Annotated in this window: 7 protein-coding genes; all 7 read left to right on the forward strand. The window is 31.9% G+C overall.

From position 1 onward, the window contains the following. Positions 1-98: 98 nt before the first annotated feature. Positions 99-287, forward strand: coding sequence for a hypothetical protein (locus JK139_RS15125; RefSeq protein WP_218332097.1), 189 nt, complete (start codon positions 99-101; stop codon positions 285-287). A gap of 73 nt (positions 288-360) precedes the next feature. Beyond that, a complete protein-coding gene (locus tag JK139_RS15130) occupies positions 361-1,392 on the forward strand; it encodes a TlpA disulfide reductase family protein (RefSeq protein WP_218332099.1) in 1,032 nt (343 codons plus the stop codon). A 117-nt stretch (positions 1,393-1,509) separates the two neighbouring features. Continuing rightward, positions 1,510-1,752, forward strand: a complete 243-nt coding sequence (locus tag JK139_RS15135; protein WP_218332101.1) for a hypothetical protein — start codon at positions 1,510-1,512, stop codon at positions 1,750-1,752. Positions 1,753-1,830: 78 nt separating this feature from the next. Further along, positions 1,831-3,018 (forward strand): TlpA disulfide reductase family protein, encoded by a 1,188-nt coding sequence (locus JK139_RS15140; RefSeq protein ID WP_218332103.1) that lies wholly within the window; start codon positions 1,831-1,833, stop codon positions 3,016-3,018. Positions 3,019-3,373: 355 nt separating this feature from the next. Beyond that, entirely contained in the window at positions 3,374-3,589 is a 216-nt protein-coding gene (locus JK139_RS15145; RefSeq protein WP_218332105.1) for a hypothetical protein, read from the forward strand. Between the two features lie 88 nt (positions 3,590-3,677). Beyond that, complete coding sequence (locus tag JK139_RS15150; protein WP_218332107.1) at positions 3,678-4,853, forward strand: TlpA disulfide reductase family protein; 1,176 nt, start codon at positions 3,678-3,680, stop codon at positions 4,851-4,853. Continuing rightward, on the forward strand, positions 4,850-5,597 hold a 748-nt coding region (locus JK139_RS15155), incomplete at its 3' end, for a DUF6734 family protein (RefSeq protein WP_218332115.1). The genes JK139_RS15150 and JK139_RS15155, both read left to right, overlap by 4 nt.

The raw sequence follows: 5,597 nt of genomic DNA on the forward strand, positions 1-5,597 counted from the left end.
CCATAAATGTCGTTTCTCTTATAAACGGCAAATTCATTCAATTTATTACAAAAAACATACTTTTGAGACATGCTCTAATTACTTCTAAATCTAAAAAAATGCAAACAAAAAAAATTAGCCTTGCAGATTTACAACAGCAATTGAGCAGGGCAGAAATGAAAAAAATTAAAGCGGGGAGTACAGTCGGATTCAATGACAAATGTCCGGCTACCTGCAACAGTAATTGCAATGCCCCCTATTGCAAATGTGACCCCAATGGCAGTAATGTTTGTGATAAAAACTATTGATATCATTAATATTTCTTAAATGCATAGAATAGGTATTGAATAATACTTAATGCCTATTCTTAAACTGCGCAATATGAAAAAATTAATTTGTTTTTTTGGATTTTTAACTGTTGGCATTTTACATGCACAAAGCGTTGAAAAGCCCTTCACATTGAATGGTTACATAAATAGTGATACCGGGACTGTTCGGTTAATATTGACCGGCGATAGTTCCAATTATCCTCCAATTCATTATTTAACCATTGGCAAGGTAAAAAATGGCCAATTTTCATTCAGTGGTGTCTTATCATACCCATTATCATTTCGCCTTTTATTTCTGGGAAATAAGGAATACGTTTCAGACCTGTTTTATATTGATGCCGGTTCACAAAACATAACATGCCATATTGATTCCATGCGTGAAATTCCAGATATGAATAATGAAACGATGCAGGAGTTATACCAATTTAAGCAACACCATTATACACCTGAAACTATTCAAGAATATACTAAAAAGCATCCTGATTCTTATATGGCTATGTGGCAACTGGCAAGAATGCTTTCTTTCAATTACAATCCCAATTTAGATACTGCATACGCTTATTTGTCTGATGCCGTTAAAATGAGTTATACAGGAACCCGTTTAGGTGAAAAATTAAAAGCTGCCTGTGTATTAAGCCTGAATCATGTTTTTCCAAATTTAAAATTATTAGACAGGTCTAATTATCCTACAAAACTTTTTAAACATGAAAAATCGAATCACTATACCCTCATTGATTTTTGGTTCAGTCATTGTAACCCTTGTATTGGGCAGTTTCCACAATTCAAACAAATATATCAGCAATACAAAAATGTTAATTTTGATATGATTGGTATATCCATTGATGACAACCAAAATATAGTAAACTGGCAAAAAGTGATTGATGAACATCAACTACCCTGGAAACAATTATTGGATAAAAACGGCGTGCAGGCCAACCAGTTAGCCATAGATACTTATCCCAGAAATTTTCTTTTAGATAATAATCATGTTATTATTCAGAAAGATATTACGCCGGAGGCTTTAAATAGTTTTTTAGCAGAAAAAATGCATAAACAAAAATCTTCTTTTAGTAACGTTCCCTAAAAGAAAATATCCGGTGGAACGCCTGCTGCGAAGTACAAGCAGCATACCGGGTAAGCCAACCCCGGATGATGCGCAAAGCTCCCGGAAAATATTTAATCACTTTTAAATGTAAAAAAAATGCAAACAAAAAAATTAAGCCTTGCCGACTTACAACAGCAATTGAGCAGGGCAGAAATGAAACAAATTAAAGCGGGTGACGGACAAACATTATTGAATGGAGATGGTTGCAATTGCAACAATAGCGACTGTGGCCCGGGAAAAGGGCCTGGCGATAGTTGCACAATCTATGGCACACCTGGCAAATGTGTGTACTCTGCGTGTACCGGATGTGGGTATTCTTACTATCAATGCATGAATTGAGATTCCATTTATTTAAATGACGATGATTAAATTACTAACCCATTAATAACGCTACCCATGAAATGGCTACTCCAATTAATGTTTATACTATGTGTACATAACGCTGAAGGGCAACAAAACATCCACAATAATTTTTCTATATCGGGTTATATAAAAGGATTAGACAGTGGATGGTTGTATTTAAACTACATACCCATACCCAATGAAAAAGGAATTTTAGACAGTTGCAAAATTAAAAATGGGCACTTTCAATTTAAGGGTAAAATACAAGAACCAATGTTAGCAAACCTAACCACATTTAACTTTCAGGAGAAAGTTGACCCATTAAATATTGCACAGTTCTATCTGGAAGCCTCCAACATACAGATTCAAGTTGAATATAATCATCTTAAAAAAATTTTAGTTTCGGGTTCGTTTACTGATAAAGATTATAGAGATTACATAAGATTAAAAAGTGATAATTTTCAATTATTGAATTCAATAACAGATAGCATTATTTCCTATCGTGAAAAAATACGTTCAGCAGAAAAAAGTAACATGACTGAAAATATTTTAGATAGTATGCATAAAAAAATAAATCAATTAGAAGTAAAGAGAAATCTTGAATTTAATAATGGCATTAAAATAGATAAGGCATTTATAACCTTTCACAAAAACTCAATACTATCAGCCATCTTATTATATAATTTTAGAAATGAATGGATTTCATTAACAGAAATCAGGCATTTATTCAACCAGCTTTCTAATAAAATTAAATTAACATCAGTTGGTAAAAAAATTGAAAAAAAAATCACAATGGCATTGAATGACCAACTTATCCCTGCTAAATTATTTACGGCCATTCAGAGAAATGGAGATACTATACATTTATCAGATTTTAAATATAAATATATATTATTAGACTTCAATGCCTCATGGTGTATCCCCTGCAGGCAAATAATACCTAAACTCAAAAAATTGTATGAAAAATATAATGACAAACTGGTAATACTGAGCATATCAAATCAAACAGATAAAAAAGATTGGATAAAAGCAATTCAAGAAGATAAGATAAGCTGGCCCTGCATATTGGAGAATGATGAAAATCCAATCCTATCTCCCATTGGCCAAAGCATCACAAAAATGTATGGAATACAAACAATTCCATCGTTGATTTTAATTAATGATGATTTAAAGATTGTTGGTTGGTATGGTAATTTTTATCAGTCAAAACAAGACTTTTTATTAGAGCTTAAAAATAAATTAAGGTCCAGTTTTGGTTATTAGCATAACACTTATTATTGTATGTCATAATATTGAATAATTGAAGGTAACGATGGTGAAAAAAGATATAAGATAACTATTTGGGATCTAGTAAAAAATTTAAAAGCCCCAAAAAAAAATGTAGCATACATTGATAATATTAATAAAATAAAAGTTGCATGTAAAAAAGTTATAAATAATTAAGATGGTATCAATACAAATTATCTTATTAATATTATTTTCTTTTGGTTACGTTCCCTAAAAGAAAATATCCGGTGGAACGCCTGCTGCGAAGTACAAGCAGCATACCGGGTAAGCCAACGCCGGGTGATGCGCTAAGCTCCCGGCAAACATTCAATCACTTTTAAATGTAAAAAAAATGACAAAAAAAAAATTTAGTCTTGCAGATTTGCAGCAGCAATTGAGCAGGGCAGAAATGAAACAAATTAAAGCAGGATCTGGTTTTGGAAATTCTTGCAATGTTTATTGTGGAAATGATCCAAGTTTATGTAAAGATACTTGTACAACTTGTTCTCCGGCAGGAAATGCAACTAACCCAAATGTACCTGGGGGTAGCAAAATTTGTGTAAGATAAAATAAAAATTAATTTTAAATTAAATACTATTCATTATAGATTAATATAGTATATAATATAATGAATAGTATTTTTAAGATTTAATCTTATGAGCAAATTAATAATTACACTCTTATTTTTGTTTTTATTTCTATTAGATTGTGGATCACAAAAGAACAATTATTTTAAAGATAGTTTCTATTTATCCGGTAAAATAATAGGAAGAGATACCGGAATTATTGTATTGCTATATCCAACCACAAATAACCAATGGAAGCGTGACACCTGCCAAATAAAAAATGGCCAATTCCTGTTTACCGGGATAGTAAATCAACCCACCTTTTGTCATTTAATAGGACCTAATATTTCTAACAACTATTCAGACATATATATAGATAAAGGAAAACAATCAATACAATTAAATGACACCAATTTTAATAATTACAATTTAACTGGTAGCAAAATTGCAAAAGAATTAAAAAAATGGAATCAAAAAAAAGAAGACATTTTATTAAAATATCCGGTTGTAAAAAAATATGAAGTAATGTTGAAATTATACAATGCTGAAAAAGATGATTCATTAAAATTACAATTAAATCAGCAGCTACACAACTTTCAGGATAGTATTGAAAGTTATAACCGTGCATTAAAACTTGCAACCATTCAATGGATAGAAACAATGCCCCATTCTTATATCAGCGCAACAGAGTTATATGGTTTAATAATGAATCAACAATTAGGCACATTAGAAGCCAACCGTTTATTTCATCATTTAACTGATCCGGTCCAACAAAGTATGGTTGGCCAATTAATTGCAGCAACACTTCAAAAAAGCATGGTAAATATACAGGCACCAGATTTTACGGCAAGGGATTTCAATCAGGAAAATTTTCAACTCAATAGCCTAATCGGTAAATATATTATAATCAGTTTTTGGGCCAGTTGGTGTATTCCATGCATTCAGGAAATACCTGATTTAAAACAAATGTATAGAAGATACCATTCAAAAGGATTGGAAATTGTATCCATCTCAATTGATGGAGATTCGCTTGCCTGGTACAATGCCGTAAAAAAATGGAATGTAGAGAATTGGAAAAATATTTTATGTAATACAGCCATTAAAAAAAGTTACCTCAATCCCAACATGCCCATTCCAAGCCTACTACTTATTAATGACAAAGGAATGATTATTTGGAATTCAATCAATACACCCCAAGTAGATAGAATAAAGGAATTGGAAAAAGAACTGAGCAATCTTCTGGATATAAAAAAAGTGAACCAATGAAAATGATACAAACTTTTTATTTAGACCCGTCCAAGAATATCACAAAAACTTCTATGGGGTGGAATTTACCCTTTTACAATATAATTAGTTGGACATTAAGCTGTTTACAATTGCATAAATATTATGATGATATAGCGCTATATACAAACACTAGTTCAGCAAAGTTTTTTTATGATATACTGCAACTACCCTATAAAAATATTTACACATCGCATGATGATTTTATTATGTACCATCATGATTTATGGGCATTACCAAAAATATATACCTACTTATTACAAAAGGAAACATTTTTACATTTAGATGGCGATGTTTTTATTTTCAAACCTTTTAACAATTCTTTTCTGAGTAAAAGTTTAATTGCACAAAATATAGAAGAAGCAACTGAATATTATACATCCACACAAAAAGATCTAATAAAATATTTTAGCTATTTCCCAATATCGGTGCACAAAGACTTCAAAAAGAATACACCTATAAAATCAATAAATGCTGGTATTATTGGTGGATCAGATGTTGAATTTATTCAACAATTTGCAATAAAGGCTTTTAAATACGTGAAAAGAAACATAATGCACTTAAACAAAATAAATACAGAACGATTTAATGTTTTCTTTGAGCCTGTCTCTTATACACATCTCCGAGCCCACGAGACTACGCTGCATCGCGTATGCCGTCTTCTGCTTGAAAAAGGGGGGGGGGGGGGGGGGGGGGGGGGGGGGGGGGGGGGGGGGGGGGGGGGGG

Source organism: Hydrotalea lipotrueae (assembly GCF_019249625.1).
GTDB classification, from domain to species: domain Bacteria; phylum Bacteroidota; class Bacteroidia; order Chitinophagales; family Chitinophagaceae; genus Hydrotalea; species Hydrotalea flava.

Coding starts and splice junctions, on each gene's coding strand:
- JK139_RS15135 (WP_218332101.1), top strand. CDS start 1,510: ATGCAAACAAAAAAATTAAGCCTTGCCGACTTACAACAGCAATTGAGC.
- JK139_RS15140 (WP_218332103.1), top strand. CDS start 1,831: ATGTTTATACTATGTGTACATAACGCTGAAGGGCAACAAAACATCCAC.
- JK139_RS15130 (WP_218332099.1), top strand. CDS start 361: ATGAAAAAATTAATTTGTTTTTTTGGATTTTTAACTGTTGGCATTTTA.
- JK139_RS15125 (WP_218332097.1), top strand. CDS start 99: ATGCAAACAAAAAAAATTAGCCTTGCAGATTTACAACAGCAATTGAGC.
- JK139_RS15145 (WP_218332105.1), top strand. CDS start 3,374: ATGACAAAAAAAAAATTTAGTCTTGCAGATTTGCAGCAGCAATTGAGC.
- JK139_RS15150 (WP_218332107.1), top strand. CDS start 3,678: ATGAGCAAATTAATAATTACACTCTTATTTTTGTTTTTATTTCTATTA.